Here is a 24765-nt window from a genome sequence, read left to right as displayed (position 1 = left end):
ATTTATCGCCGCTATGATGCTCTAGCTGCATGGTAGCTTATGTCCCGAAGATGCGATCGCCCGCATCTCCCAATCCCGGCACGATAAATCCTTGCTCGTTTAAACCTTCATCAATACAAGCAGTGTAAATAATCAAACCAGGATAAGCTGCACTTAACTTTTGCAAAGCTGGCGGAGCAGCTACCACACTTACTATTCGTGTCAGCGTTGGGTCTATTCCCCGATGTGTCAATTCAGCCATAGCCGCCATAATCGAACCACCCGTTGCTAACATCGGATCGGTAATCAACACCCTTGTCTGGGGATCAAATTTTTCTGGGAGCTTGTTCAAGTAGCATAACGGCTCCAATGTGGCTTCATCCCGTACCAATCCCAGGTGGTAAATCGATGCTAATGGTAGCAAGCCTTGCGCCCCTTCCAGCAGTCCTAAGCCAGCCCGCAAAATCGGCACCACAGCAACCGGAACCTCTGGATTAATTAAGGTTGCTGCTGACTCCGCCAAAGGCGTTTGTATCGTCGTATCAACTGTTGGCAACCATTCTCTGGCTGCCTCATAGGTTAACCATTTCCCTAACTCCGCGATCGCGCTACGAAACAAAACGGAAGGAGTGGAAGCATCGCGAGCAACAGCTAACCAATGCTTAATTAGAGGATGGGGGGGTACATAAACACGTAGTTGTTGTAGCGTCATAGCAGCAAATCTAGCAACTCCTCATTTTATTCGGACTAAAAACTAAGAACTAAAAACAACATCATACTCTTTCCTGCGTACCCCTGACAGCTAAAAACAATACCTTCGCAGTTATCTCCAAATTATTGCCAATAATTTTCATTAGTAGTTGACATTAATTCTCAATCAAGTTATATTATTTTTCAGTGTTCTCCTCTCTTTAAGGATCGGCAGACGGGATTAGCCTCAGCAAAAGTAGGCTTGTCCCGCTTTTTATTGAGGGACTTGTCAATGAAAAATAGCTAAATGATTGCCGGGGTATTGAGAAAAGAAGTGACTTACTTAATTCTGGAAGTTCCGTTAGAAAATAAGGAAATTACGAATTCCGAATTGCAAATTTATGCCTCAATTTGACGCAATTATCATCGGTTCCGGTATCGGTGGTTTAGTCACTGCCACCCAACTGGCGACAAAAGGTGCAAAAGTTCTCGTTCTTGAACGCTATTTAATTCCCGGTGGTAGTGCTGGCTATTTTGAACGGGAAGGCTACCGTTTTGATGTGGGTGCGTCAATGATTTTTGGTTTTGGAGAACGAGGAACAACTAATTTACTCACTCGTGCTTTGGCTGCTGTTGGTGAAAATTTAGAAACAATTCCTGACAATGTACAAATTCATTACCATTTACCCAATGGATTGGAACTCAAGGTAGAACGGGATTATCAGCAATTTTTAGAAAATCTGACTGCACATTTCCCCCACGAAAAACAAGGTATTCGCAGCTTTTATGATGAATGCTGGCGAGTATTTAACTACCTTAATAGTATGGATTTGCTGTCCTTGGAAGAACCTCGCTACTTACTGCGAACATTTTTACAGCATCCTTTGTCTTGCTTGGGTTTAGCCAGATATTTACCGCTAAATGTCGGAGATATTGCCCGAAAATATATCAAAGACCCCAATTTACTTAAATTCATCGATATTGAATGTTATTGTTGGTCAGTGGTTCCAGCAGCCATGACACCAATGATTAATGCGGGAATGGTGTTTTCTGACAGGCATTATGGCGGAGTCAATTACCCCAAAGGTGGTGTCGGACAAATTGCCCAAAGGCTTGTCCAGGGCTTACAAAGATTTTGTGGTAAAATTATTTACCAATCTAGAGTGACGCAGATTTTGCTAGAAAAGGGTTGTGCTGTCGGCGTAAAGCTGGCAAATGGGGATATTTACTACGCCAGAAAAGTGGTGTCAAATGCAACACGCTGGGACACATTTGGGAAGTTACTCTCAGCACCACAAATACCAATTAATGAAAGTAAATGGCAACAAAAATATCAAAAATCTCCCAGCTTTTTAAGCTTACATATGGGAGTCAAAGCTGAAGTTTTGCCTATGGGAACAGAATGCCATCATATTTTGTTGGCAGATTGGCGCAAAATGATGGATGCAGAGGGGACAATTTTTGTCTCAATTCCCACATTACTAGACCCAGATTTAGCACCAAAAGGACATCATATTATTCATGCCTTTACCCCCCATTGGTTCGCTGATTGGCAAGGATTATCCCCAAGTGATTACCAACGCCAAAAAGAACGCATTGCCGCAGGCATAATTGAGCGTTTAGAAAAAATTTTCCCAGGTTTAGATGCAGGATTAGACTATCTGGAAATCGGAACTCCTCGTACCCATCGCCGATATTTAGGGCGAGAAGATGGTACATATGGTCCAATTCCCCGGCGAAAATTATATGGTTTACTGGGAATGCCATTTAATCGCACCGCCATCCCCGGACTTTATTGTGTGGGAGATAGCACTTTTCCGGGACAGGGTTTGAATGCTGTGGCTTTTTCGGGATTTGCCTGTGCCCATCGTATCGCCGTAGATTTGAGGTTATGATATTTTTTTAGCAAAAAAAATTGCGTAACCGAGTAAAAACTGATTTATTCTTTTGGATTAATCTGACACAATACTATAGGCAGTACACTGCTCGGTATTTACAGAACCAGAGGTGAAAAACTAATGGGGCGATTTGAGAACAATCAGTCGAGTCAGCGAGAGAATGGCGAAATTTCGCCAGATATTAGTAATGCTCAAAAGAAAATAATTGAAGAGTTACAGACTCTCCAGCAGAATGTTCTCAAGTCGTTGCAGGAGGATATCACGCAACTGCAAACCGAGAAGCATCGTTTGGCTGAAGATGTGCAAAAATTGCGATCGCAAAAAAATTATTTGCAGCAGGAACAGTTAGCAACTGAACATCAAGTTTTGTTAAGGCAGTTGGTGCAAGTTCTGGCAAATCACGTTTCGCTACAGCTACAGTCTTCCCTGGAAAAGTTGTTTGCAGATGTTGTTTTTCGCACTTCTACCAATAGTAATACGAGTAATGCTCTGTCTGCCGATGAAAGTGCCTTCACAAGTTCATTGATTACACCCGATGCCAATCTCAACCCAACCGAACATTTACTGGCTACCTTTAACGGTAAAATTCTAGCCACTTTTGAACAACTGCAAGCAGAATTAAGCAACTATCAAAGTCATGTTTCTCAGCAGCTTGCTCGCATGTATAGCGAGCAGGAACAAGGGGAAGCCATTCTCGCTGAGTTGGTATTGCGTCTGCGTCGCGAGTTAGAACAATCTACTTCTGTAAACCCGACTGCACAACTTGAGGAAGTTTCCCCATCTGCATCTCCAATTAAATCGGAGGTTGAATCTCCAATTAACCTGGAAGAAATATTTGAGATGGAAAGTAGTGTTTTTCCTCCAGAAAATGCTGTCGAAGCCGTCGAATCTACAGAAATTGTCGTTGCCCATCCCCCCAACCCAGAGGCAGCAGCAGAGGAAAATCCTTTCGTCGAAAAAACTGCAACTTCTTATCGTTTCCCCGATACTGTCATTCCCAATCCCTTAACTCGCGCTCAAATTGACGCTGAGTTAGAAACAAATGAACCAGCACAAGAGCCAAATCTCACTGCAAATCCCGTTCCCAACTACCCAACACGCGCCAGAGAAGCACAAAATCGCCGACAGCTAAATCCCCGACAAACAGCAAACTCTTCCTGGTTCACCAGTGGCTTAGTCATCGTTGTCCTATCGCTTGTCGCTTCTGCACTTTATAATGTCTCCGTAAGAGCCATGTTTTTTCCGAAATCCCAAATTTTAGGGGTTTTCGACGTACAGCAACTAATATCTCCAACTATTGGAAATTGTTTGTTAATTTTAATGCTGAGAATGCTAGTAGTTGTACCGTTAATGCTAGTATTAGCGCCGATAATGCATTCTGGTATTTGGCTTGATATCAAGGCGTTGAGCGACTCACTAAGTCGTCGAAGCAGACGACAAAATCGACAATCATCCAATAATCCGACACAAAATATTACCAAACCATTACTGATACTTGCCGTCACCAGTGGATTTTTCTTATTTTTATCCCAGTTGCTAATTTACCTTGCCATTGGACAGGTAGCAACTGGAGTTGCGATCGCACTTTTCTTTATTTATCCTATCGCCAGTGGCTTCTTAGCTTGGTTACTATTCAAAAGCGAACGCCAAGAACCTCCGACATTATTTAGAATAAGTGCGATCGCTTGTATCTGTTTTGGTGAGTTACTAATTTTTAGCAGTGGGGGAAATGGGAATATAGCTGCTGGGGGAACTACGGCAATCATGTCAGGCATCTCCTTCGCCATTTATATTATCCTTACCCGTATCTGTGCCGCTAAAATCCATCCCGTCACATTTACCTTACTTAATTTCACCACGATGCTGGTGTTCTGTTTCATCGGCTTGATTTTACCTTTACCTAGTAACCTAGGCGTACAAATAAATAACACAAACCTAATAGAATTGATTTTAAGCGCCTTTATTTTAGGTGTACTGACATTATTTGGATATATTCTCAATCACCTGGGTGTGCGTAAATTTGGAGCCAATCGTTCAGCAATTATTGGCGCTACATTACCAGCAATGACAGTAATTTTTGCTGGTTTAATTATCCAAGAAAGTCTGCCCATGCTTCAGGTAATCGCAGTATTGATTGTGACATTAGGAGCCGTAGCCTTGAACTTAGAAAAAATTCGCGATCGCTTGAAAACCCAGAGAAATAATTAAGAGAAACACTTAGGTGATTTGCGAAAAAGAAATTACCCAGCCTACAAATACTAAGGTGAAACTTAAAAACGGTGAAAAGAAAGGCATAGTAATCACATGAGGATTTTGAGCATTGACCGAATGCTGGGACTAAATTGTGATGTAACTGTTACAAAGTCATGAATGAGAATCAAGTAGAGAGACTTGCCCTAATGTATACAGATTTTACCAAATAACAAATTAGGCATAAAATCCTCTAATCTTATCTGTGAAGGCAATTTACAAAATTAAGACTTGGTATATTTACAAGAAAATACTGATAAATTTTTGCTCAAGACTACCAATAATAACCATGTTTAACGCATAATATATTATCTCAAGTGAACACATTGCCTTCAGTCGGGTGTATACTACTTACTTTCATATAACTGAAAACTTGTAAACGTGCTATTCATCTGTCTGTAATATGAGTAACGACATCGATCTGATCAAACGTTTAGGCCCCAGTGCAATGGATCAGATCATGCTTTATCTGGCTTTTAGTGCCATGCGGACGAGTGGGCACAGGCATGGGGCGTTTCTAGATGCAGCCGCAACCGCAGCCAAATGCGCTATTTACATGACTTACTTGGAACAGGGGCAAAACCTGCGAATGACAGGGCACCTACACCACCTGGAACCAAAGCGCGTCAAAGCGATTGTCGAGGAGGTAAGACAAGCACTAACTGAGGGGAAATTGTTGAAGATGCTGGGTTCACAGGAACCACGCTATCTGATTCAATTACCCTATGTGTGGATGGAAAAATATCCTTGGCGACCAGGGCGTTCTCGAATTCCGGGAACCAGTTTAACTAGCGAAGAAAAGAAGCAAATCGAGCAGAAATTGCCCGAAAATCTACCCGACGCTCAGTTAATCAGTTCTTTTGAATTTTTAGAATTGATTGAGTTTTTGCACAAGCGATCGCAAGAAGATTTGCCATTGCAGCACCACATGTTGCTGAGTGAAGCCCTAGCCGAACATATCAAACGTCGTTTACTCTACTCCGGTACTGTCACGCGGATTGATTCGCCTTGGGGAATGCCTTTCTACGCCTTGACTCGCCCTTACTATGCACCTGCGGACGACCAAGAACGTACATACATCATGGTAGAAGACACCGCTCGGTATTTTCGGATGATGCGTGACTGGGCAGAACGTCGTCCCAATGCCATGCGTGTTTTGGAGGAATTAGATATTCCCACCGAAAAGATGCAGCAAGCAATGACAGAATTGGATGAGATTATCCGGGCTTGGGCTGATAAATATCACCAAGAGGATGGTATGCCGATGATTTTACAAATGGTTTTTGGCAAGAAAGAAGACTAAGTAATCAAGTTAAATTTAACCATTAGCTTGACATTAGTTCCCAATAGAAAACTATAACTAACTTTATATATCTAGCCCGAATCCAGCCACGGATTCGGGTTTTGCACTGGAAATTCAATACTACTTGCTGCCGCGAAAAAATTAAAAGTTGAAAAAGCACAATCCTTGTTTGATTAGCATGGGAAGCATTTCCCGTCGTGCTGCTTAATTTCTTTGAGGCACAGGGGCTGGTTGAGGTTGAGGTTGAGGTTTAAGAGGAGTAGTCTCGAAAGTCCGGTTAAATTCGTTTGTGGGCTGGCTAGGAGTTTCAACTGGAGTCTGATTAGCTGGGATAAATGGAGGTAACAAACCCCCTAACTTATCGCTGCCATCGATACAAGTATCCATCGCTTGAAGTGCGGAAAAATCAACCTCACTCCGCAAACCAACTACACATTGAGCAAAACGCACAGGTAATAAACTGCGATTACAGTAGTTTAAAATTGATGGGTCAAAAGCTTCTTTTTTACTCGCGCTAATCCCAACCACACAAGTTCCCAAGTCCTCAGGACGACGAGCCAAACGACAAGAAGGCAAAATGTCAGCAGCAGCTATTTGAGTTTGTTTTTGAATCCGAGTGACGCAGGTGGAAAATTCCCGTGGACGTAATACCTGAGCGCAAGCTTGGGAAGCGTCTTCTGCATTGATTCCTAAGCGTAACAACCTGCCAGCACAGGCACGGTAGTCATTACTCCAATAACTAACTTGGGCGATCGCAGGTAATGACGGTAATGTTAAAGTCATTCCTAAACACCCACTTATTCCGAAAACTACACCAATAACACTTGTATATTTAACTTTTCTCAACATTTTTAATATCTCCAGACACCACAGTAATGCTACCGCATCTTTCATGAGTTATTGGGAGTTATTAGTCAATGGTTCATTTGTCTGAATATCGAGTCTGGTAAGTCAGTTATTATGAGTTTTTCCTCGCGTCCCTCTATCTCCCCATCCCCGCGTCAGTTTTATCCCTCGTATTCAGGCGGACATGATATTACCAGTAGGAGCAAAGGATTGAAAATTTGAAATTGAAAATTTGAAATTCCCCATTAACAATTACCAATTAACATATATAATTAAATGTCTGAGTCAAATTTAAACAGGACTAAAGTAGGAAAACCATGTCCCGATACAGAGGACCCCGCTTAAGAATAACCCGTCGTCTAGGTGAATTACCCGGATTAAGTCGTAAAAGCGCTCGTCGTGCTTATGCTCCCGGACAGCACGGTCAGAACCGCAAGAAGCGTTCTGAATATGCTATCCGTTTGGAAGAAAAACAAAAACTTCGTTTCAATTATGGTGTCAGTGAGAAACAGTTACTACGCTACGTTCGTAAAGCACGTCGTGTAACTGGTTCAACCGGACAAGTGCTATTGCAATTATTAGAAATGCGGTTAGACAATACCGTTTTCCGTTTGGGAATGGCTCCCACCATCCCTGCTGCGCGTCAATTGGTTAACCACGGTCACGTTTTGATTAACGGTCGTGAGGTCAATATTGCTAGTTATCAATGTCGTCCCGGAGACCAAATTGCGGTGCGTAATAACGATCGCTCGAAAAAACTAGTTGAAGCAAACTTGCAGTACCCCGGTTTGGCAAACATTCCTAGCCACTTAGAGTTTGATAAAAATAAACTCGAAGGTAAGGTGAATGGTGTGGTTGAACGTGAATGGGTAGCACTACAAATTAATGAGCTATTGGTTGTTGAGTATTACTCACGTCAAGCTTAAGAAAGTGTTGAGTGTTGATTAGTGAGTATTCTTAACTCATAATTCACAACTCATCACTGCTAATTTAATTATTTTTATCCTCCAATTTGCGACATGGTGCGGCTGTAATTCCCTGTCGTAGTCCCGGAGTAACGCTGTTTAAAATTAATCTCAGATTTTACCGTCAATAATTCTTGTAACTGCTCTCGCAATGTGGTCATACTGACTCCTTGGCGCAGAGCAGTTTTTAAGTCTATTTGCCCTGTTTCATTCAATAAACAAGGACGCAACCAACCATCGGCACTCAAACGCACACGGTTACATTTGTCACAAAAACATTCCGACATTTGACTAATAAATCCTAAAGTGCCTTGTGCCCCAGGAATTTTAAAGATATCCGCAGGACCATTTCCACACACTTCTGCTTCTGTTAATCCCCAGCGATCGCGAATTTGTTGCCGTATTTCTGCGGATGCTATCCAACCTTTGCCAGTAAATAATTCACTGTTGCCAATCGGCATAAATTCAATAAAGCGAACGTGCCATTTTTTGTGGATAGTTAATGCCGCTAAATCTAAAATTTCACAGTCATTAATCCCAGGAATCACGACTACATTTAACTTTAAAGGGTCAAATCCAACCTGGTAAGCTGTTTGAATCCCATCCCAAACATTTTGCCATTGGGAACGTCCCCGATGATCAATCTTTTTATTCCCAATAATTTGATTAAAGGTGTCAGAATCGAGGGAATCTAAACTAATATTAATTCGCCGCAAACCTGCATTGTAGAGATTCTGTGCTACTGGTGCCAGTAAAAATCCATTGGTTGTCATTGAGATGTCTTGGGTTTCTGGAAGTGAAGCCATAGCCTCAACTAATTCCACTAAACCAGGACGCAATAACGGTTCACCTCCAGTTAAACGGAAGCGAGTAAAGCCGACGGGAATAAAGACTTCTTGGATGAGGGTAAGTAATTCTTGGTTCGTTAAGAGATTTTGTTTGAGTATGTAATCTAACTCCGTACCTTCCGGCATACAGTATTGGCAACGGAAGTTACAACGGTCAATCAAGCTGATTCTTAAATAATCTACTTGGTTCATTTTTGGCGATCGCTATGATATTCTTCGCTTTCACGAAGTTGAATTTTTGTCAAGATATCAATATTGGCTCTTGATACAATTTTAGTGTGCAATCAGAAAAAATACTGGCAATATCATGGGAAATGCGATCGTCTGGAATTGCTATTATTAATTTTTATCTTTCTTCTTTTGCTTATTTTTCTTGTGAGAAGTTTTTTCTGTTTCCGTCAATGCGCCATTAATTAATCCATTAAAACCATATACTTGACGACTTCCCACCAAAGGGATTAAAACTACTTCTTTTTCATCACCAGGTTCAAATCTTACGGCAGTTCCCGCAGGTATATCTAAGCGCATTCCTCGTGCTTTGTCTCTCTCAAAATGCAATGATGGATTAACTTCAAAAAAGTGAAAGTGAGAACCTACTTGAATTGGTCTATCTCCTGTATTCGCGATTTTTAAACTTATAGTAGTGCGTCCTACATTGAGTTCAATTTCGCCTGCTTGAGTAATAATTTCACCTGGAATCATAAATTTAGCTGAGTAATTACTGAAAATTAAAGAATAATTGAATGATTAAATATCATGCCTGAATTCGCAAATTTTGATTGTTGTCATTAACTTTTTGAAAAAGTTACTGAATAGGATTATGTACAGTTACTAATTTAGTCCCATCAGGAAAAGTCGCTTCCACCTGGACATCATGAATCATTTCCGGTACGCCTTCCATGACATCATCCCGATTTAATAAAGTAGTACCATAACTCATGAGTTCTGCAACTGTTCTTCCATCTCTTGCACCTTCCAAAATCGCAGCAGAAATAAAAGCCACAGCTTCAGGATAATTTAATTTTAAACCTCTTTCCTTGCGTCTCTCTGCCAATAAAGCAGCAGTAAAAATTAATAACTTGTCTTTTTCCTGCGGCGTAAGTTGCATTATTTAATCCTTTAAACCTAATCCTTTAAACTTAACCCTTAAAACCGAACCCTTTAAAACAATTCGCAATTCGCAATACTCGCTCCGCGAGAAGCTAAAGCTACGCAATTCGCAATACTCGCTCCGCGAGAAGCAAGCTACGCAATTCGCAATTGCGTTTTGTGACGGGGATTTTACCCCAACACAAAACAAGCTGTCTGTAGAGACAGGGGAATTAAACCCCAGGCTTTGTTAAATTTGCCAAACTCTTGGTATGCAATCAGAACGTCCTAAAAAAGATTGACGTACTAAATGCCAGACACTAATAAACCAGTGTCGCACTTCAGTGGTGGAGTTCCCCCGATATCTACACAAAAATCCATGTTCTAATCGTGTAACACCTGTTTCACCTACTCCTGTCCATAAACAACGTGCTTGTGTGATAATGTCGGGCGATACAGGATTGCCAATATAGACTAGAGTAGCTGCGATCGCATTTCCTGCCAACCCGTGAGGACTGTGAAATACTTCTTCGTTACCGGGTATCCATTGTCTATCTATCCATAATGGTTTACCTTCCTGGGAAATCGTGGTGTGGCTGCGCCAGTCCCCTTGTAAAAACTTTTCACCTCTGGCACTGCGTCCAAACCTAGTTATTTCCCAACCAATAAATGTACTACTTTTAGCTAATTCTATTTCTGTATCTTGGCGATAAATTGCACCGTCAAATACAATTGTTTCTTGTGGTAAATATTCTAAACAACCACCGCTACAGACTTTTATCTGAATATTTTGCTGTGCTTGCAAGCCGTTACTACGATAAATTTTGCTGGCTGCGGCTGTAGTGATTAATGCTTGCGAATCCTCTTGCAAACAAAAACTAGAAGATAATTTGTCTCCTCCCACAATCCCGCCAGCAGTATGTAAAATGACGCTATGGCAAATCGATTTTCCTTCTGGATAAAATGGACGTTGGATATTGAGTGGGGCTTGATGGTGGCTATAAATTAGTTGTGTTTTATTCTGACGATACCCATAGATTAAATTTAGTTTGCCGTGCCAGTTCTTGGATGCTTGTATTGTTTCCAGATAGTCAGAAGACATGTTATACCAATTCTCCAAAATAAATTAACAGATGGTGACGCGGAGATGGAGAGACACGGAGATTTATGTGATGTGTTGCCAGATTGTGGAGAAACAATATTAGCGATGCAGAGAGTATATGCTTAGTTTTCCCTACATCTTGTCACATGTGCGTGATAATTAATATTTTTTATAATATTTGTTCCTGGGGCAAATTTTCATCTTGCCTTTGTATTGATGCTAAATACTTATTCGGTAATAATGATGGTGGGATAATGGAAAATCCTGATTAATCCACTGGAAACCATATGAAAAACTTTTTATTAACCTGGATAGGAACCGCGATCGCTTTAATTATAACTGCGAATATTGTTCCTGGATTTTTTGTTACAAGCTTTGTTGCGGCTTTAGTTGCTGCGATTGTGATTGGTTTGGTAAATGCGATCGTGCGCCCAATTTTAGGAATTTTAGCATTTCCGATCACCTTAATCACCTTCGGTTTATTTTCATTTGTCCTCAATGCAATAGCATTGATGATTGCTAGTGCTTTGACTCCTGCCTATGGTTTTAGAATTGACGGCTTCATTGCTGCTCTTCTCGGTTCAATTGTACTATCTATTGTTTCTAGCGTTATTAATCATTTTGTCCGCATCGTGGACTAGTGGTTTGCCTGCTTCTTAGAATCCATATTGTTGATAACCAAGACTTGGGAGATGTTGGGGATTCTACCCCAACATCTCCTATGGGGAGAATGTTCTTCCGTATAACTTCTCATTCCAACTCCAAGATATATTATTGTTTGGCAATCGCAACTGCAACTGTCACATTACCTTGAAGTTTTGAATTTACAGAAGAAAATTTTTGTTTAGGAATTAGAAGATAATTCATTGACTTTTCTAGGTTACTTCTGTAGTTAAGTGAATGATCAAAATAATTTTCCTGATTTGCTGGGAATATGTTCTTTCCGGCATTTTCTATTTCTTGATGCAACTGTACATGAAAAGAATCATAACTAGCAAGAATTGCCGCAGCTTCAGCAACACTAAAAGTTTCCATTTGAGCAGCAACAAATTGTGAAGGATTCGGTACGATAATATTTTGTAAAAGCTGCGATGAGAATAATTTTAATAATAAATTATGGGTTTGACAAAATTGAATTAAACCAATTTCTGACACCTTACTATCGACAGTAGCAATACCAACGATCGCACTTTCTAATAATCCATGTTCTCGAAAAATTTGAGCGATCGCAAACTCAATCAATTCCTGTGAAGTACCTCTTGTACAGCCAATACCAACCCACAATTTATAAATGTAATCCACCGGAGTTACTACTTATTTTTCCGAAATATATTCATAATTTTATCACGCCATAAAGCTGGACTATCTTCAGGGCGATATGTGGTATTGAAGATGGATAGCAATAACGGAAAACCGCCAACTTTTGCACTCATTAATAAATGAAGTGCCAGAGCTAAAATTATGACAGCCCAAGCAATTAAATGCAATGCATAAGCAACATGATTAAAATCACCTAGCGGTAGCCAATTTTCATCTTGAAATTTACCGGAAATAACTGAAAATAGTGCCGCTACAATCATTAAAGTATTAGTAATTCTTTGCAATGCGTACCACCAAATAGGTGTGCCAAAATTACTGATTTGTTGAAAAGTATCTGCTTGTACTAAACGCTTTCTACCCGCTTGCCAACAATAAATTAAAAATAAAGGTAAGGCGACATAAACAATAAAAAAGCCAAATGTACCGTGAATATCAATTAAACTACGATTTCTTGTAGTAATAGATAAAGCGCCAAACCTCCCATCCCAACTGTCATAAACCAAAAAGCCTGTAATTGCCGCACCAATAATTAATAATGCATTAATTCCATGAAGCAAGCGTAATAAAAATGGTTGGTATGGTTGAGAACGAGGCATAACTTTATTTAGCCTAACTTTGATAAAGTACATTGATTCAAAAAACCACATCCTATGAATCTAGGTATTATGAATACAAATATTACAAATACCAATATTACAAATATGGATATGTGGAGTTTTTACTTGTACTTAGTGTAGCAACTTATCAGGATAGTCAATAGGTTATGCTAGTTAAAAATATTGATTGCAGGTTGTGTCCTTGGAGAATATTAGGTAGAGACATTATAGATAACGTCTCTACAATATTTTGGGGATTTGAGGCAGATTCTATAGATATAATTGGGAATGAAATCAGCAGAAATCAGAACTGCATCAATGATTGAAAGCGTTCATCTTGGCGGATAATGTCAAATTCCGAACAGGATTGGATAATTTTGATGTATTTTTCAGGACAAAGACTAATTGCTTGACGTAAATTTTCAATTGCCCGATCGCAATTATTTAATAGTACATAACAACGGGCAAGATTGTAGCAAACAATATCACTATTGGGCACTAATTCCAAGGCTTGAGTATAAGCAAAAATCGCATTCTCGTAGTTTTTCAGTTGTTCCCAAGCAACAGCTTGATGGAACCAAGCTCGATGATATTGTGGTTGAATTTTCAGAACCCGTTCAAAACTCAGAATGGCTTTTTTGTAGTTGCCCCATTCATTTAAATTGATACCTCGATAATACCAAGCTAAAATATTTTTAGGATTAAATTCGATGGCGCGATCGTAACTATTTAACGCATCTTCATAACGTCCTAATTGTTTCAACGCATTTCCCCGGTTGTACCATGCCCAGTAAGCATCCGGTTGTAATTTTAAAGTCCGCTCAAAGCTTTTAATGGCTTTCTCATGCTGCCCTAAATCGCATAAAGTCAAACCACGATTGTGCCAAGCCGTTGCCGCATTGGGATTAAACTCGATTGCCCGCTCAAAACTATTAAGCGCTTCCTCATAAAGCTCCAGTTTGCCAAGAGCGATAGCCCGGTTGTGCCAAACCCAACAATCATCCTGCTTTAACAGTAACATTTCATCAAAGCAAGCGATCGCCAAAGCGTGTTTTCCTAAAGAACCCAGTGCAAAACCTTTCTGAAACATAGCTTCGGGGTATTCTGGCTTACATCTTAGCGCTTTATCGAAACTTGCGATCGCAGCTTCAAATTTTTCTACCTTGTTACGACGCAATCCTTGCTGAAAGAAAAATTCTGCCTCTAGATTTAGAGTAAGCTTAAATGAATTTGGCATCATACCTTAGGAGGATTTTTTCAATTCACATTCCCAAAACAATACCATGACTTCATAGTTAAATTTCTATTAGTCAATAAAAATGCAGAGGTTGGACTAGATAGTTACAATCCAATGTTCTCTGTATGGTAATCATAAGCATTTCCAGGGAATAATATATACAGCTTTTGTAACAAGTCACTTTTTTCATCGATTACCAGTTGTGTTTCGATTACATTCAAAATAATTTATTTTATGCAGGAAAATACTTGCCACAATTCAAAACCACTTCAAAACATCACAGAATCCGAATTATTGGTGAATAATCCCCAAATTTTCCAAGCTATTTGGGCAGCGATGGATTGTGGGATTTATATTTTGGATGTTGTCGAAGCTGGTACTGATTTCCGGTTTGTTGGTTTTAATCCTGCATTTACACGTATGATTCCTGTAGCAATGGAAACTTTGCTTGGAAAAACCCATGCAGAATTATTCCCCGATGAAATCACCAAAATATATTGTCAACGTTATGCTGAGTGCTTTATATCAGGACAGAATATTCGTTTTCAAGAACAATTTTGTGTTAATGGTAAGATTACTTTCCTGGCGGTGACAGTTGCACCTTTAATAGATAAAACTCCAATCCAGCAACTGGTCGCTACAGTTACGTATAGTAGTGAACCAAATATTAGTGAATCAAATATTAGTGAAGTATGTTCACCAAATCCGCAATCACTATTTCAAGTTTTACTCGATAATTCACCTCCAATTATTGACATTAAAGATAACCCTCCAATTATTTCTCCAAAAGCACAAATACCTCAGGCAGATGCGATTCATACATATTTAAATTCAAAATTAAATTTGCAATCAAATTTGCAATCAAATCTGCAATCAAATTTACCATCAAATTTAAGATTTTCCCTCCCAGAAACAATTGGCAATAATCCTCACATCATTAATAGTCAAGATATTAAAGAACATCAAATTTTAGAACAACTACGTGCAGAAGCTGAAAAAGCCCTACAAGCGACTGAAGAACGTTTGCAAACAGTAATTAGTTCTGCTCCTTTAATTTTATATGCACTCAATTGCCAGGGAATATTTACCTTTTCTGATGGTAAAGCTTTGGAGGTATTGGGTTTAAAACCAGGGCAAGTAGTTGGATTATCTGTTTATGAACTATATCAAGACTACCCGGAATTGTTAGATAATATTCGACAGGTTTTAAGTGGTCATGAGTTAACTTGTACTACTGAAACTCTAGGAATTACTTTCGAGCAACATCTTGTGCCTCAACGGGATGAATCAGGTAAGATAATTGGTTTAATTGGAGTTGCACTTGATATTAGCAAACGTCAAGCAGCAGAAATAAAATTACAAGAACAAGAAGAATTTTTACGTACAGTATTTGAAGGTGCAGATAACCCAATTGTCGTAGTCGATATTCACGATGATGGAGAAGTTTACTATAGTGCTTGGAATAGTTCCACGGAAAGAGTTACAGGCTTAAAAAGAACGGAAGTAATTGGCAAAACACTCAAGCAAGTACATGGTGAAATTGAAAGTTTAGCAATGTACAAAAGAGTGACAGAATGCTTACGAACTGGGAAAACAATTTTCGATGAAGAATGCTTAACTTTTAACAGCCAGGTACTTTGGAGTGCAATTACTGTTAGCCCTGTACAAAATAATGATGGTAAAATTCATCGAATTGTTGTCACAACATTGAATATTACTCAGCGTAAACTGATTGAGACTCAATTACAAAAACAAACTGAAGAATTGCAACAAGCCCTGACAGAACTTCAACACGCTCAAGCACAACTTGTTCAAAGTGAAAAAATGTCATCTTTAGGACAACTGGTTGCAGGAGTCGCTCACGAAATCAATAACCCCGTCAGTTTCATCTATAGTAATTTAGAACCAGCAGCAGAATACATCAAAAATTTATTTAACTTACTACAACTTTATCAAGAATATTATCCCAAACCAGTTGCACCAATCCAAGATGAAATTGAAGCAATTGATTTAGAATTTATAGTTCAAGATTTACCAAAATTACTCTCATCAATGAAAATGGGTGCAAATAGAATTAAACAAATTGTTCTCTCTCTTCGCACTTTTTCCAGGATGGATGAAGCTGAATATAAAACAGTGAATATCCATCAAGGAATTGATAGCACTTTGGTAATCTTAGAACATCGGCTCCGAGAAACTAGTTATAGACAACGAATTAATATAATCAAAGAATATGGCAACTTACCAGAAGTTGAGTGCTATGCAGGTCAATTAAATCAAGTATTTATGAATATTTTGAGTAATGCGATCGATGCTTTGGAGGAAAGAATTAGTAATCAAAATATCATCAAAGAAGAAGAGAAAAATTTTATGCCGACAATTTGGATTCAAACTCAAATAATTAATCCAGAAAATATCAATTCAGAAAATATCAATTTAGAAAATATTAATTCAGAACATAATAATCCAGTAAATCCCTCTAATCTTGCCCCAATTATGATTCGGATTGCTGATAATGGTTTCGGGGTTCCAGAATCAGTTCAAAAGCGGCTATTTGACCCATTTTATACAACCAAAGCAGTTGGTAAAGGTACTGGTATGGGTTTATCGATTAGCTATCAAATTATTACCGAAAAACATGGCGGACAATTAAAATGTATTTCCTCTCCCGGTAAAGGAGCAGAATTTATCATTACAATTCCCCACAAACAAAGTAAAGTCACCCATGCTTAACTAAAACCTGTTGATTCTGACTCCGAAATTATGCTAATTTTTGTCAAAATGTAATTAGAGAACATTTATCGAGCAATAATTACCCATGACAACAGCGACTTGGAACGGTGCAGTATTAGCAGAAAGCAATAATACAGTAGTTGTTGAAGGCAATCATTACTTCCCTGCTGAAGCAATTAACAAGCAATACTTCAAAGACAGCGACACCCACACCACTTGTCCTTGGAAGGGAGTGGCTAGCTATTACAGTATTGAAGTAGATGGACAAGTCAACAAAGATGCAGCTTGGTATTATCCCAATACCAAAGAAAAAGCAAAACAGATTGAAGGTTATGTCGCCTTTTGGCGCGGTGTCAAAGTCGAAGCGTAAAAGGACGGAAAATTTAGGTACTTGAAAACAGGGGAATATCTCACATATTCCTTTATTTTCTTCTTTTCCCACTCACTCTCACTCTCTCACTCTCCGCATCTATTACTTACCCACACCAGCGAGGGGAAAAATAATATCCTCCAAAGCTCGTAATAATTCTTGTTCGTTATAGGGTTTTGAGAAATAGGCACGCGCCCCCAATTGTATTGCTAGCTGTCGATGCTTATCACTACTACGTGATGTCAACATAGCAACAGGTATAGCCTTAAAATCATTATTAGATTTAACGCGACCTAAAAATCCATAACCATCAATCCGAGGCATTTCGATATCACAAATCACCGCTTGCACTCTTAAACCAGCTTGCAGTTTTTCCATTGCATCTTGCCCATCTTTGGCTTGTTCGACTAAATAACCAGCCTTTTCCAAAGTTAAAGCTAGGAAACGGCGCACATTAATCGAGTCATCAACAATCAAAATAGTACCTTTTTGATTTCTGGGCGAGGATTCTGGTTTTTCCTCTGGGGGTGTCAGAAAAGCTGTCTTCAAGCGCGTGGAAGATAGTTGTTGTTTCTGAGGATTCGCTTCGTTAGTGGAATTTGGCGAAGTCATCGCACGGCTTATCGCATATAATAATTCCCCGACATTCACCAATGGAACAACACGTCCATCACCAAGAATCGTACAATTATTAAAGCCCGCAGGTAGAGGAATATTCCCCTCAACCAAACGAATTGCAACTTCCTGTTCTCCCCAAGTTCTTTCCACTGAGATTGCCACAGGCTGATTTTTATCCTGGAAAATTAACACCGATTCGGCATTAATTGCCGGTGCTGTTTCCAAATTCGGGTTATCTTGACGAGGGCAGTTAAATTCTAAATATCTACCCAAGCGTATTAATGGCAACATATTTCCTTGCCAATTTAGGAATTCGCCATTCGCCATTGTCACTACAAGTTCCTCTTGCAGCAAGAAGATTTCCTCGACAACATCGGTTGGAAATGCCAGTAACATACGATTGCTTTCTACTAGCAGGACTCTTGCCACAGATAGCGTAAATGGTACAGATAGGATGAATGTTGTTCCTTGACCAAGTTGAGTATCAACTTTGACATCTCCGCGAACTTGCTTGAGGTTATTACGGACAACATCCATGCCGACACCACGACCGGAAAGAGCTGTAACTTGGTTAGAGGTACTAAAACCCGGTTCAAAAATTAATGAGAGTAATTCTTCATCATTGGCTTGGGAAAGCAAAGCTGCATCCAACCCCATCTCTAGAGCGCGATCGCGAATTTTTTCGAGGGAAATTCCTCGTCCGTCATCACGCAGGCTAATAATTGTGCGGTTTCCAATGTGGGTAGCTTTAATTTCAATGGTTCCCTGTTCGGGTTTTCCGGCTGCGATTCTGGCGCTTGGTTCTTCGATGCCGTGGTCGAAGGCATTCCGCACTAAGTGCATTAATGGGTCGTGAAGTAATTCTAAGATACTGCGTTCGATCAGGGTGTTACCACCTTCGATTTTGAGTTGGACGTTTTTGCCATATTCGATACATAGGTCGCGTAAAGCCCGGGGAAAACGGTCAACTACATCTGCCAAGGGACGCATCCGGACTTGGGTGAGTTTGCGTTGGAGTTGTTTGGAGGTTTTATTGAGTTTGCGGGAAATATTGTCGGTGTCATCAAGACTAATTTGCAGGTCTGTGGTGACTTCTTGTACCTGGACAATGGTTTCCATTACTTCCTGTGACAATAGGTTGAGTTCGTTGTATCTATCCATTTCCAAGATATCGAAGCGGTGATTGATACCAGGAATTTCGTTCCCATGACTGATTTCTAATTCGCGATCGCTATAATCGCTATAATCGCCATAATTAAGATTGAGATGATTTTCAGTAGAACTGTGATTATGATTTTCCAAAGCAGTAATGCTTTGAGTCGCAATTTTATCGTAGGCAGTACGCAGATGTTGATTTTCTCGATCTAATACTTGCACCCGTTGGTTCAGGTTGCGAACAAGTTTGCGTAAGCGTTCGAGTTGCAAGTTTAAACCATTGCGCTGGATAATTAATTCGCCAAATAAATCATTGATTTGTTCAAGTTGCTTGCTGGGAACCCGGACTGTATTTTCTTGAGAATCCCGTTCCTTGGGTTTTTCTGCTGGTTCCGCATTAGCTGCGGCGAACTGGCTAAATAAGTAATTGCTGTCTTTAATCTCAAAAGCAGCAACAGGCTCAGATAATTCAACTTCGGCAAACTCCAGATTATTCGCACTTTCTTCCGCAAAAGCAGCTTCCAAAGCTTCAAAATCAGCATTTAATACTTCATCATCAATCCAATTTGCCACAACTTCAGTGACACCATTTGCCGCTAGGTGATTTATTTGTGGTTCTGGTTGAGTCAACTCGGCTGCCGTTGCCATCTCCTCACTTGTGGTAGTCGTGAGTGGTAAATTGGCAATATCAAGCTCCACAGGTAAACTGTCCAATTGGTTAGTTAATACTAAAGCTTGCGATCGCCTCCAAGCATCAAGGGCTGCACGAGCAATTCTATCAACATGAACAGGATCAGCATATGCTAAATGGTGAGTTATAGATTCGCACAGACGGCTAAAAGATTCCAACTGTAACATCTCACCCAATCCACCCAACTCCGCAGCCATAATACTCACTTCTTCCTTCAGACTGCTAGCTGGCTGATGATTAAGCAAAATCGACTGCAATCGTTGCAAAGAAGCTTCAACTTCCGATTCAAACAGTAACGGGACAATATCTTGACCCTCTTCGGATGTCAACATTGTACTGGCATCTTCCGGGTTGGGGTCGCCCAAACGCTGGTGTAGTTCATCAAATACCGGATAGCAAAAAGTCGCTAACCATTCATCCTCCAAAACATTACCTTCCGAATGCAGTGCGACAATTTGACGCAACCAATCAACACTAGCTAAAAGTAAACTCTGCAATTCGGTGTCAATTTCCAACGAATTTCGCTTAGTTTTCAAAACTTTAAACGAATCTTCGATTCGGTGTGCTAAATCGCTGAGAGCGCGAAAACCCATCATGGCTGCACCACCCTTAATCGAGTGGGCAGCTCGCAGTGCTGCATTGATTTTATCTATTTCAATCCCGTGGGTTGTATCGATGTCGAGTAAAACCCCTTCCAAGGTGTTTAGATAGTCTGTCGCTTCTTCCAGAAACTGCATCTGGATTTCATGTTCTTTGTCCTGTGACATGGTTTAGCCCCTCAGCCATTAGTTATTTGTTATGCGTTGGTGTTATTCGTTGTTTGTTTTTCGTTCGATAAATTAGGACTTCTCCCATTTACCCATTTGCTTGGAAATGCGAACCTATTTGAGGAATGTGGGTGGGTATTGGCAAACAATATGACTTAGTGATTAATAATTACTAGTTAAGAGTTAATAGTAACTAACAGTAAGAACTAAAAACTACAAACTAATTAACATGTGTGGCTAAGTTGGACAAGTTAACCTGTAGTTGAGACATAATCATCACCATAAACCTTGCTACATGCCCAATACCCCCTGTCCCCACCAAGCACTCAATAACCACTACCAATAACCAACAAACAACTAACTGACTTTGAACGTACCCACAGTTGCTTGTAGTTGTTGAGACATTACAACAGTTTCCTGTAATGATTCCGAGACATAGCGTGAAGACTCACTAGTACGTTGAGCGATCGCAGCAATTTCCTTCATCAAATTACTCACAGTTTGCGAAGTTTCTACCTGTGATGTCGTCGCATTTGAGATTGATTGCACTAAAGTATCAATTTGACGGGACACTTCCAAAATTTGTCCTAAACTTGACTTCGCATCTTCAACAATCCTGGTTCCTTCGACAACTTGAGTTGTTCCTAACTCCATAGCTTGCACCACCTCTGTAGTTTCACGCTGAATATTTTCGACAATTTGTTCAATTTCCTTGGTTGCCGCCGCCGAACGTGCTGCGAGTTCTCCCACTTCCTCTGCCACAACCACAAAGCCCTGTCCTTCTTCCCCTGCACGGGCGGCTTCAATGCCAGCATTAATCGCCAGTAAGTTAGTTTGCATCGAAATCTGGTTAATTAGTGCTACTACCCGCGAAATTTGCTGTGTAGACTCACCCAGGCGTTTAACTTTTTTGGCAGTTTCCCCCACAGTTTCCCGCAAATTCAAGATGTTTTGCACCGTCATATCCATCGCCTGTCCACTTTTTACCGCCGTGGTTCGGGCTGTATTTGCCACAGTCGCCGCTTGTTGAGCATTTTCCGCCACCAATTGGATTGAGAATGTCATCTTATCCACTGCATCAAGGGTGAGGTTGATTTCTGCGGCTTGTTGGAGTGCTTCATTTGCCAATGTACTAATGGCTCCGGAGTTCTCACCAATTGCCGAGTTGACTTTGGTTGCTGTATCCTTCACCTGTGTGACAATATCACGCAAGCTCTCCACAATGGAATTGAAAAAGTCGGCAACTGTACCAATTTCACCCGCAGTTACATCTGCCCGCACCGTTAAATCTCCACTGGCAGCCCCTTCAACCTCAGTTAGTAGTTCCAACAGTTGCATTTGCAGCGCTTCTTTTTGTTGACGCTCGTCTTCGCTACTTTTTTCTGCCACCATCCGACCTTTTTCCACAACTTCTAACAGTTGCGCTTGTTCGAGGGCGTAACCAATTTGAATCGCCAACTGTTTGAATAAATCAATATCTGCCAAATCCCACTGGCGAGGAGCATCGCATTGATGGGCGACAATCAAACCAAATAGTTGTTCTTGTTTGATAATAGGGGCAATCAAATTTGCTTTGACTGCAAATTTTTCCAGCATTTTGATGTAACAAGCTGCATTCTTCAAAGCCGGGTCTTTGTAAATATCATTTATTACCCGTACTCTGCCGTTTTTATAGCTGTGGACGTGACGTTCCCGGAAGCAAGGATCGTCAATTTCCACATTCGCCATTCTCGGAAAACCTGCCACCACTGATTCGGCGATTACCTTACCATCCCAATTATGGGGATTAAATTGATAGTAAATTACTCGGTCGGTGTTGATTGCTTGACGGGTTTCTCGGACTGCCGTCGCTAATATTTCATCGGCTTTGAGGCTTTTACGAATCCGTAGGGTAATTTCTGTCAGGTTTTTGGCACGTGTGGCATCGAGTGCTTGCTTTTGGAGAAGTTGCTGCAATTGTGATGCCATTTGGTTGATATTAGTGCCTAATTCCCCTAATTCATCACTACGTTCAACTTCTAAGCGTGTATTCAGTTCGCCTTTGCCAAGTCGTGACACCGCAGATGTGGCATTTAATATTGGCTCTGTGGCGCGTTTTGCTAGCAGGTAAGCAATCCCCGCAACGATGATTGCTGCCAATCCAGTAAATAGTGTATTCACAAAAAACAACTGCTGCATGGCGACAAATGCTGTTGTTTTATCTGTCGCTAAAATCGCTTGCCATTTTAAATCTGGCAACCCATCTAGACTTCGCGATACATAACTAACTAATTGTTTCTGATTATTAATTTTATCCGTCGTGACAAAAGTACCAGCTTTATTTGTCATCGATTGCCGATCTAAGCCAGGAAAATCGCTATTTGCCTCCCGACCAATATGTTGTTTTTCCGTTGACAAAAAGAATTTACCACTAGCATCAATTAAGTGATATTCTCTACCAACATCAGAATAGTTAGCAACAATATTTTCTAAGGATTTAACAGGTATACGTGCCTTGACAACAGCAACTACTTCTCCTGTCAGGCTATCTTTGATTGTTGTTGCAGTGAAAATACTTAGTTGCTTTGTGTCTGAAGATACAACTGGCTGACTAATAATGGGACGGTCAGCTTTTAAAGCCTGTTGAAAATAATCACGATCGCTATGATTTGAGAGTGGTTCACCTTGTGATTGTGTTAAAACATCTCCATTGAGATTAAAGACAGCAATACTGTCGTAGATTTTAGAGCTAGAAATAAATTGATCTAAAATGGCTTGTTTTTCTTGTGGAGTTGCACTTTCACGAATACGACGGTTGGAAAACAGTGGTAAGTCTGCCAAAATCTGAATGTCGCTATACCGTTCCATCATAAAACGGTTCACCTTATCAGCAAAGCCATTAGTCTCAGCTTGTTGAATTTGCGTAATCTTTTTTTCTATAGATTGACTGGCGATGACATAGGACAAAGTACCCAGCCCCAAAACTGGAAGAGTACCAATAGCGATCGCCAGAATTGTTGCTTTTGTACGTAAGCTCAAATGCTTGAATGGCGAAGCTAACGATTGATAAATACTGGCAGTGGCGGGTTCGCTGGCGATCGCTGGGGGATGGGAATATACAACTATATTGCTATGATTACTATTATTACTTTTGACGATTGTTTCAGCATTCTGTACCTTCAAAGATGCTTCTTCGCGATCGTTACTACTCTGAGTAGCATCTGTTTTATTCAACATAAAATAATTCCCCTAGATTAAGCGAATGACAAGTTAGTAAACGACAACACAAACAACCTGGACAAATCCTTAATAAAATCATTTATTTTTAGCCAACGTTAAAAGTCACCCTAATGCCTAATCCTTAGTCCCTATTTTTAAGCCCCATGCAAAACCGAAGAATTGATAATTGCTTGTGCATCCAACACTAATAAGGTTTCTTTTTGCTGCACTACACACCCCCGTAGATAAGGAACCAAACTAGAAGCAACCTGCCCTATCGGAGAACGAACTTCATCGGGCATAAACTTTGTTGTCCCAAGAATTTCGCCAACAACTAAACCTAATAACAAAGACTCAACTCGCACGATAATTATGCTGTATTGCCTCAGTCGAGGTTCTAAAGACTCTAAATTCAGCATTCTGGGCAAATCTACAGTCCAAACAATACGACTACGCCAATTCATTAATCCCAAAATACAAGCTGGCATACTTGGCATGGAAGTTATGGACTCAACAGGTACAACAATTGCTTCCTGTGTATACCGCATCGATAACACCGCAGTCGTTTGTCTATTGATCTGAAATTTTAGATAACCATCACTTAAGTGACTGAGATTTTGTGTATTTGCCAGCGCAATTTGAGAACTATCCATAAAAGCTACATTGCCAATGATTTAATCGCACGTACTAACTGTTCACGGGTATAAGGCTTGGTGATGTAAGCATCAGCACCTTGTCGCATTGCCCACAAACGGTCAATTTCCTGATTTTTAGAACTACAAACAATAATGGGTACTTTCTCAGTCGCCGGATTGCGTTTTAGCGCCCGACACAATTCAAAACCACTCATTTCTGGCATCACCACATCAGTCACTACCACATCAAACTTTTGCTCCATTGCTGTTTGCAGTGCTTCTTTAGCTCCAGTGACTGGGATAACGTTAAAACCACTTTCCTGGAGATAATGGCTCATTAACTCTAATTCACTGGGAGAATCTTCTACAATTAAAATTGTGCTTAACAATGTCAGAGTCATTCTTCTATTCCCTCAATAATCGTTAATTAAAGTTGTCTGCTAAAAGGGATGATTTTATTGGCACAACTCCCAAA

General features: G+C 40.2%; 20 protein-coding genes. 7 read left to right on the top strand and 13 right to left on the bottom strand.

What is annotated here, in order from left to right; genetic code table 11:
• Positions 1-37 precede the first annotated feature (37 nt).
• Positions 38-691: a uracil phosphoribosyltransferase gene (gene upp / locus VB733_RS03890; RefSeq protein ID WP_323338802.1), complete on the bottom strand. Its 654-nt coding sequence runs from the start codon at positions 689-691 to the stop codon at positions 38-40.
• 379 nt (positions 692-1070) lie between these two features.
• On the opposite strand from upp, the gene crtH reads away from it, so the two are divergent.
• The 3 genes from crtH to hetR all read left to right on the top strand — a co-directional run bounded on the left by crtH (position 1071) and on the right by hetR (position 6120).
• A complete protein-coding gene (gene crtH, locus VB733_RS03885; RefSeq protein ID WP_323338801.1) occupies positions 1071-2564 on the top strand; it encodes a carotenoid isomerase in 1494 nt (497 codons plus the stop codon).
• 123 nt (positions 2565-2687) lie between these two features.
• On the top strand, positions 2688-4775 hold the full coding sequence (locus VB733_RS03880) for an EamA family transporter (protein ID WP_323338800.1): 2088 nt from the start codon (positions 2688-2690) through the stop codon (positions 4773-4775).
• Positions 4776-5220: 445 nt separating this feature from the next.
• Positions 5221-6120 carry a heterocyst differentiation master regulator HetR gene (hetR, locus tag VB733_RS03875; protein ID WP_323338799.1) on the top strand — a complete coding sequence of 300 codons (900 nt, stop codon included), beginning with the start codon at positions 5221-5223 and terminating at the stop codon, positions 6118-6120.
• A 204-nt stretch (positions 6121-6324) separates the two neighbouring features.
• Here hetR and VB733_RS03870 read toward each other — a convergent pair whose 3' ends face one another.
• On the bottom strand, positions 6325-7014 hold the full coding sequence (locus VB733_RS03870; RefSeq protein WP_323338798.1) for a hypothetical protein: 690 nt from the start codon (positions 7012-7014) through the stop codon (positions 6325-6327).
• Positions 7015-7283: 269 nt separating this feature from the next.
• On the opposite strand from VB733_RS03870, the gene rpsD reads away from it, so the two are divergent.
• Positions 7284-7892, top strand: coding sequence for a 30S ribosomal protein S4 (gene rpsD / locus VB733_RS03865; RefSeq protein ID WP_096615901.1), 609 nt, complete (start codon positions 7284-7286; stop codon positions 7890-7892).
• Between the two features lie 74 nt (positions 7893-7966).
• Here the strand turns inward: rpsD and moaA are convergent, their stop codons facing one another.
• The 4 genes from moaA to VB733_RS03845 all read right to left on the bottom strand — a co-directional run bounded on the left by moaA (position 7967) and on the right by VB733_RS03845 (position 10970).
• Complete coding sequence (moaA, locus tag VB733_RS03860) at positions 7967-8971, bottom strand: GTP 3',8-cyclase MoaA (protein ID WP_323338797.1); 1005 nt, start codon at positions 8969-8971, stop codon at positions 7967-7969.
• 147 nt (positions 8972-9118) lie between these two features.
• Positions 9119-9481 carry an urease subunit beta gene (locus tag VB733_RS03855; RefSeq protein ID WP_323338796.1) on the bottom strand — a complete coding sequence of 121 codons (363 nt, stop codon included), beginning with the start codon at positions 9479-9481 and terminating at the stop codon, positions 9119-9121.
• Positions 9482-9584: 103 nt separating this feature from the next.
• Positions 9585-9887, bottom strand: coding sequence for an urease subunit gamma (gene ureA / locus VB733_RS03850; protein WP_323338795.1), 303 nt, complete (start codon positions 9885-9887; stop codon positions 9585-9587).
• A 231-nt stretch (positions 9888-10118) separates the two neighbouring features.
• Complete coding sequence (locus VB733_RS03845; RefSeq protein ID WP_323338794.1) at positions 10119-10970, bottom strand: urease accessory protein UreD; 852 nt, start codon at positions 10968-10970, stop codon at positions 10119-10121.
• A 287-nt stretch (positions 10971-11257) separates the two neighbouring features.
• Between VB733_RS03845 and VB733_RS03840 the strand changes: the two genes are divergently transcribed.
• The gene (locus VB733_RS03840) at positions 11258-11611 is read left to right on the top strand and encodes a phage holin family protein (RefSeq protein ID WP_323338793.1); all 354 of its coding nucleotides are present in this window, start codon (positions 11258-11260) and stop codon (positions 11609-11611) included.
• Between the two features lie 130 nt (positions 11612-11741).
• Here VB733_RS03840 and VB733_RS03835 read toward each other — a convergent pair whose 3' ends face one another.
• The 3 genes from VB733_RS03835 to VB733_RS03825 form a co-directional block, all read right to left on the bottom strand.
• Complete coding sequence (locus tag VB733_RS03835; protein ID WP_323338792.1) at positions 11742-12272, bottom strand: cobalamin biosynthesis protein; 531 nt, start codon at positions 12270-12272, stop codon at positions 11742-11744.
• Between the two features lie 8 nt (positions 12273-12280).
• Positions 12281-12886, bottom strand: coding sequence for a cytochrome b/b6 domain-containing protein (locus tag VB733_RS03830; RefSeq protein ID WP_323338791.1), 606 nt, complete (start codon positions 12884-12886; stop codon positions 12281-12283).
• A gap of 304 nt (positions 12887-13190) precedes the next feature.
• Positions 13191-14123, bottom strand: coding sequence for a tetratricopeptide repeat protein (locus tag VB733_RS03825; RefSeq protein ID WP_323338921.1), 933 nt, complete (start codon positions 14121-14123; stop codon positions 13191-13193).
• Positions 14124-14357: 234 nt separating this feature from the next.
• Here VB733_RS03825 and VB733_RS03820 point away from each other — a divergent pair, with 234 nt between their 5' ends.
• Both VB733_RS03820 and VB733_RS03815 read left to right on the top strand, forming a co-directional pair.
• Positions 14358-16856, top strand: coding sequence for a PAS domain-containing sensor histidine kinase (locus tag VB733_RS03820; protein ID WP_323338790.1), 2499 nt, complete (start codon positions 14358-14360; stop codon positions 16854-16856).
• Positions 16857-16941: 85 nt separating this feature from the next.
• The gene (locus VB733_RS03815) at positions 16942-17226 is read left to right on the top strand and encodes a DUF427 domain-containing protein (protein ID WP_323338789.1); all 285 of its coding nucleotides are present in this window, start codon (positions 16942-16944) and stop codon (positions 17224-17226) included.
• Between the two features lie 102 nt (positions 17227-17328).
• Here the strand turns inward: VB733_RS03815 and VB733_RS03810 are convergent, their stop codons facing one another.
• From VB733_RS03810 to VB733_RS03795, 4 genes are all read right to left on the bottom strand, one after another.
• Positions 17329-20457 carry a hybrid sensor histidine kinase/response regulator gene (locus VB733_RS03810; RefSeq protein ID WP_323338788.1) on the bottom strand — a complete coding sequence of 1043 codons (3129 nt, stop codon included), beginning with the start codon at positions 20455-20457 and terminating at the stop codon, positions 17329-17331.
• 357 nt (positions 20458-20814) lie between these two features.
• Positions 20815-23673, bottom strand: coding sequence for a methyl-accepting chemotaxis protein (locus VB733_RS03805; RefSeq protein WP_323338787.1), 2859 nt, complete (start codon positions 23671-23673; stop codon positions 20815-20817).
• A 137-nt stretch (positions 23674-23810) separates the two neighbouring features.
• Positions 23811-24308 (bottom strand): chemotaxis protein CheW, encoded by a 498-nt coding sequence (locus VB733_RS03800; RefSeq protein ID WP_323338786.1) that lies wholly within the window; start codon positions 24306-24308, stop codon positions 23811-23813.
• 5 nt (positions 24309-24313) lie between these two features.
• A complete protein-coding gene (locus VB733_RS03795; protein ID WP_323338785.1) occupies positions 24314-24691 on the bottom strand; it encodes a response regulator in 378 nt (125 codons plus the stop codon).
• Positions 24692-24765: the final 74 nt, after the last annotated feature.

The organism is Calothrix sp. UHCC 0171 (assembly GCF_034931845.1).
Classification (GTDB): Bacteria; Cyanobacteriota; Cyanobacteriia; order Cyanobacteriales; family Nostocaceae; genus Brunnivagina.
The sequence above is the reverse complement of the archived record's forward strand: the minus strand, read 5'-3'. Positions and strand labels throughout refer to the sequence as shown.

Coding starts and splice junctions, on each gene's coding strand:
- upp (WP_323338802.1), bottom strand. CDS start 691: ATGACGCTACAACAACTACGTGTTTATGTACCCCCCCATCCTCTAATT.
- crtH (WP_323338801.1), top strand. CDS start 1,071: ATGCCTCAATTTGACGCAATTATCATCGGTTCCGGTATCGGTGGTTTA.
- VB733_RS03880 (WP_323338800.1), top strand. CDS start 2,688: ATGGGGCGATTTGAGAACAATCAGTCGAGTCAGCGAGAGAATGGCGAA.
- hetR (WP_323338799.1), top strand. CDS start 5,221: ATGAGTAACGACATCGATCTGATCAAACGTTTAGGCCCCAGTGCAATG.
- VB733_RS03870 (WP_323338798.1), bottom strand. CDS start 7,014: ATGAAAGATGCGGTAGCATTACTGTGGTGTCTGGAGATATTAAAAATG.
- rpsD (WP_096615901.1), top strand. CDS start 7,284: ATGTCCCGATACAGAGGACCCCGCTTAAGAATAACCCGTCGTCTAGGT.
- moaA (WP_323338797.1), bottom strand. CDS start 8,971: ATGAACCAAGTAGATTATTTAAGAATCAGCTTGATTGACCGTTGTAAC.
- VB733_RS03855 (WP_323338796.1), bottom strand. CDS start 9,481: ATGATTCCAGGTGAAATTATTACTCAAGCAGGCGAAATTGAACTCAAT.
- ureA (WP_323338795.1), bottom strand. CDS start 9,887: ATGCAACTTACGCCGCAGGAAAAAGACAAGTTATTAATTTTTACTGCT.
- VB733_RS03845 (WP_323338794.1), bottom strand. CDS start 10,970: ATGTCTTCTGACTATCTGGAAACAATACAAGCATCCAAGAACTGGCAC.
- VB733_RS03840 (WP_323338793.1), top strand. CDS start 11,258: ATGAAAAACTTTTTATTAACCTGGATAGGAACCGCGATCGCTTTAATT.
- VB733_RS03830 (WP_323338791.1), bottom strand. CDS start 12,886: ATGCCTCGTTCTCAACCATACCAACCATTTTTATTACGCTTGCTTCAT.
- VB733_RS03825 (WP_323338921.1), bottom strand. CDS start 14,123: ATGCCAAATTCATTTAAGCTTACTCTAAATCTAGAGGCAGAATTTTTC.
- VB733_RS03820 (WP_323338790.1), top strand. CDS start 14,358: ATGCAGGAAAATACTTGCCACAATTCAAAACCACTTCAAAACATCACA.
- VB733_RS03815 (WP_323338789.1), top strand. CDS start 16,942: ATGACAACAGCGACTTGGAACGGTGCAGTATTAGCAGAAAGCAATAAT.
- VB733_RS03810 (WP_323338788.1), bottom strand. CDS start 20,457: ATGTCACAGGACAAAGAACATGAAATCCAGATGCAGTTTCTGGAAGAA.
- VB733_RS03805 (WP_323338787.1), bottom strand. CDS start 23,673: ATGTTGAATAAAACAGATGCTACTCAGAGTAGTAACGATCGCGAAGAA.
- VB733_RS03800 (WP_323338786.1), bottom strand. CDS start 24,308: ATGGATAGTTCTCAAATTGCGCTGGCAAATACACAAAATCTCAGTCAC.
- VB733_RS03795 (WP_323338785.1), bottom strand. CDS start 24,691: ATGACTCTGACATTGTTAAGCACAATTTTAATTGTAGAAGATTCTCCC.